Consider the following 3603-nt stretch of genomic DNA (forward strand, 5'->3'; position numbering starts at 1 on the left):
TCGGATAGGGCGAACGCAGATAGAGATCGCCGCCAGAGCGCCAGGCGCGGACTTCATCGGGCGATGCGCCGGAGATCGCCAGGGCTCGGGCACCGGCCGGAGTGATGCCCTGCAGCATGGCCTCCATCGCCGGATCGCCACTATCGACAGGGATGGCGCTATCGACCTCGGTCGGCTCGGCGCCTGGGCGGTAGGAGGATACGTGGACGGCCGCACGGGCATCGTAGGCACCGGTCCCAGTGACGATCTGGAACGTGAGTGGCGCAGGTGCGCCCTCCAGGTAGATCGCCAGTCCGCCGCGGGGAAACGTGCCACGGACAGTCACCTGGACCGTGTTGCCATTGGCAATCGGCCGCCGCACCGTGAACCCGCTGGGGTCGGTGTCGGTGGCTGGATTACCATTGCTGTCGCCAGCAACCGGCCAGGGTCGACCTGAGCGGTCGAAAAATGACAGGGTCGCCGGGTAGCCCACGGCGGCCTGAATAATGGGTGTGACGCCGCCCGGCGCGAAACCCAGATTGACGCGTCGGTTCAGCGCACTGACCAGGGTTGCGGGGTTGCCGACACCGGACCGCACTCGCTGATCCGCATTGAATCGGTTCATCAGGTCGGTGACCTGATCCGGGGTGAACGGGATCGCACTGCGCAGCGCCGCAGCATAGGCGGGGTCGGTCTGCGACGGATCGGGCGTCTGGGCTTGCCCGGCCACGGGCAAACCCAGCAGGAGAATCATGGTGGCGATAGCCGGGGATCGCATTATCGGACTCCCGGCAGACGCATCAGCGGCTTTGCAACAAAGACCGCAAACGCGATGCCGCGGGTATGCTCGGGCTCATCGGTGCGGGAGATCGTCATGTCGATCAGCAGGTCATCGGGGACGCCGCCGTTGTAGTTCTCGAACACCACACGGATCGGCATCTGGACGCGCCAGGTGTAGCGGTCACCAATCACCGCCTCCCGGACGATCTCCGGCGGGCCAAGCGGTACAGGCCGTGACGTGAGCGTTTTTTCCTTGATGGTCTCGAGGTTGCGTTTGAATGCCACGCCAAAGCCGCGCCACGCCGTTTCCCCGAAGCATGCCTGAGCTCGCCGCGCCTGCTCGGGCCAGTGCACATAGTCGATATCGTAAGCCGCGGTGGCGCAGTCGCGCGCCCAGGCCAGGAGGCCGTCGCGGGTGACAACGGGCTCCGATAACGGGCGCAGCGGCACCGGCTGCTGCATGCCGTTCGTGGCAAAATACTCCCGCACTGGCGGCCTGACCTCGCGGTAAAGCACGGCTCCACCGAGCAGCAGGGCGCCTGCACCGAGCACCACGAGGCCAGTCAGGGCCTTGTTGAGCAGCCGCGCATTGAATTCGGGGTTTGCGATCTGCCGGCGAACGGCAGCCTGTCGGTTTTCCATGCTGCAACTCTCCAGCGGCCTGGCGCGAATGACGCTGACCGATCAGTGCACCGCGGCCAGGGCGTGATTGGAAATCCCGGCGCAGATCGTGCGGTAGGTCGACTGCGCCTTTGCCTCGTCGGAGGTGAAGGTCGCGCCGGTGCTCCAGAACAGACGGTTCCGCACCTTGCAGCGCCGCTCCACCATGCGGGGCAGCAGCCGTGCATGCCGGGCGCGGTGGTCAGCCCTGTAGTCCTGCAGCAGGAACTNCGATGCGCCTTGCTGGCGATGGTGGTGGGCGACACCTCGAAGCCGAGTTTCTCGCTCAGGTCGCGGGCGATGGCCTTATGGTGCTGGAACGAGAACCACCGGTCGGCGAGCCAGCGCTCGAGATCGTCTGTCCAGACGAGGCAACGGTGCCTTTGCTCGCCATCAAGATGCGGGAACAAGGGCAGCGAGGTTAGCAGGCTGTTCCGCTGACGCTTGTAGAGGCCAAGCCAGTTGGCTTTGTTCCGTACGCCAGAGGGCGAGCGGTCGAGCAGAGTGGCAATGCGGGAGATAGTGAGGTTGCAAGTCCAGAGGTCGATTAGCCGGCGAACCGAGGCGATGTCCCAAGCGTGCGAACCGCGACCTACGCGCATTGGACGGTCAGCTGGAGCAGGCAGATCCAAGTGGACGATCAAGTCCATCAGCTGCGCGTGAGTCTGGTCGAGATAACCAGCGCAGGCTTCGCGCCCATGACCTTGCCTAATCAGGCCGGCGAGGACACGGTCACGCGGTGATTGACTGGCAAGAGAAGCAACAGAACTGGATTGATGGACGGTGCGATCGGAAAGGGTGCTCATCGCTCGGCTCCGGCAGCGGAGCACTCAGCTCCGCAATATACCTAGCCGATATATTTCTACTGGGTATGTCGCGCAACATACCTGTTGGGTATAATTAGGGCCTCAAGAGCTTGTGAACATCGGAGCCGAGTGCCTTAGCAACTCGGGTCATGACCTCAAATGTCATGTCTGCTTTTCCCCCTTCAATTCGGGAAAGATACCCCTGCTTGATTCCAACCCTTTCCGATAACTGTTCCTGGGTGAGACATTGCGCTTTGCGAGCCGCTTTAACATTCGCACCGAACGTTACGCGTTCGTCGTCATCCATCCGGTCCTCGACCCTCAACTGATCAGCTGGCTCCGGTGCCAGGATTGGGTCGAGATAAATCATAATGAAATTAGTCTCTCAAGGCGCGCCGCGAACGATGAGCATGCTCCACTGCTCAATTCGTACGAATGCGAGAACATGACGAGAACTGGCGCCGTATTGGGTATCCCTGTTTGGCTCTTGCCTCTGACTTTTCCGATCTGATCCATCAGCGGCATTCGCGCCACGCCGGCGGAACTTCCCGCGTGATGTGGGAGATCACGCAATGAAGTTGCACCTTTGCCTCGCCGTCCTCGGCATCGTTGCCGCAGTTCCGGCCCATGCCGAGTTCCTGCTGGCCCCCACTGGGTCATCATGGGTTCCCGTAGTCGGCGCATCCTCCGGACCAGTCAGCATCACTGTCCCGCCTCGTCGCCGGCCGCAAAGCCTCCCTTCGGTCCAAGGCTTCGGCGATGCTGTGCCGCTGCATGTCGCCGCCCGGCAGATTGTCCCCGAGGGAACCTCCCTGGTGTTTGGCGATGGCGTCGACCGGGAGCTGCCGATCGACTGGCAGGGCGGCCGGCCGTGGAACTTGGTGCTGGCAGATGCCATCAAGCCGCTCGGCTTCAAGCTCGCTCGCACCGCAAGTCAGGTCAGCATCACCCGTTGATCTGCAACTGAGGCATTCGCGCCGTGCACCTCCACCCTGAGACGGTTGCAGGAGGTGCACATGCCCGATCTATCCCCGAATGCCGTCAGTGATTGGCTGCGGGAGCGTGACCCCGAGGTCGCATTGCTCCCGTTGCTGGGCCCCGTCGACGCCGATCCCGATGTCCTACGAACGATGCTCCGGCTGGGCGAACTGCTAGAACGTGCCTTGGTGAGCGATGCGGAGCGCCTGTCGGCCCGCCTCTGCCATCCCGCCACACGGATCAACCTCACCGCCGCCCTGGCGCAGTCCGGCATGGCGAGGCGGCTGCGGCTTCTTGCCTGGTTCGGCGACGACGGCCTCCCTGAGCGTGATGCCGTGCTGGCAGCGGCCATGGGTGACGGACCGGACGGCGAATTTATCCGTCACGAACTGACAGCGCT

General features: G+C 63.4%; 6 protein-coding genes. 2 read left to right on the forward strand and 4 right to left on the reverse strand.

The features are described from left to right. The 4 genes from QWZ14_RS08090 to QWZ14_RS31920 form a co-directional block, all read right to left on the reverse strand. On the reverse strand, window positions 1-733 hold a 733-nt coding region (locus tag QWZ14_RS08090; protein WP_290316120.1), incomplete at its 3' end, for a DotH/IcmK family type IV secretion protein. A 23-nt stretch (window positions 734-756) separates the two neighbouring features. Next, window positions 757-1401 (reverse strand): DotI/IcmL/TraM family protein, encoded by a 645-nt coding sequence (locus QWZ14_RS08095; RefSeq protein WP_290316121.1) that lies wholly within the window; start codon window positions 1399-1401, stop codon window positions 757-759. A 42-nt stretch (window positions 1402-1443) separates the two neighbouring features. Continuing rightward, window positions 1444-1587 carry a hypothetical protein gene (locus tag QWZ14_RS08100; RefSeq protein ID WP_290316122.1) on the reverse strand — a complete coding sequence of 48 codons (144 nt, stop codon included), beginning with the start codon at window positions 1585-1587 and terminating at the stop codon, window positions 1444-1446. Window positions 1588-2319: 732 nt separating this feature from the next. Continuing rightward, window positions 2320-2595 carry a helix-turn-helix domain-containing protein gene (locus QWZ14_RS31920; RefSeq protein ID WP_353959283.1) on the reverse strand — a complete coding sequence of 92 codons (276 nt, stop codon included), beginning with the start codon at window positions 2593-2595 and terminating at the stop codon, window positions 2320-2322. A 202-nt stretch (window positions 2596-2797) separates the two neighbouring features. Between QWZ14_RS31920 and QWZ14_RS08105 the strand changes: the two genes are divergently transcribed. Together QWZ14_RS08105 and QWZ14_RS08110 are read left to right on the forward strand one after the other, a co-directional pair. After that, window positions 2798-3181 (forward strand): hypothetical protein, encoded by a 384-nt coding sequence (locus QWZ14_RS08105; RefSeq protein WP_290316123.1) that lies wholly within the window; start codon window positions 2798-2800, stop codon window positions 3179-3181. A gap of 60 nt (window positions 3182-3241) precedes the next feature. Next, window positions 3242-3603: hypothetical protein (locus QWZ14_RS08110; RefSeq protein WP_290316124.1), on the forward strand; the 362-nt coding region annotated here is incomplete at its 3' end.

It is taken from the genome of Paeniroseomonas aquatica (assembly GCF_030409335.1).
Classification (GTDB): Bacteria; Pseudomonadota; Alphaproteobacteria; order Acetobacterales; family Acetobacteraceae; genus Belnapia; species Belnapia aquatica.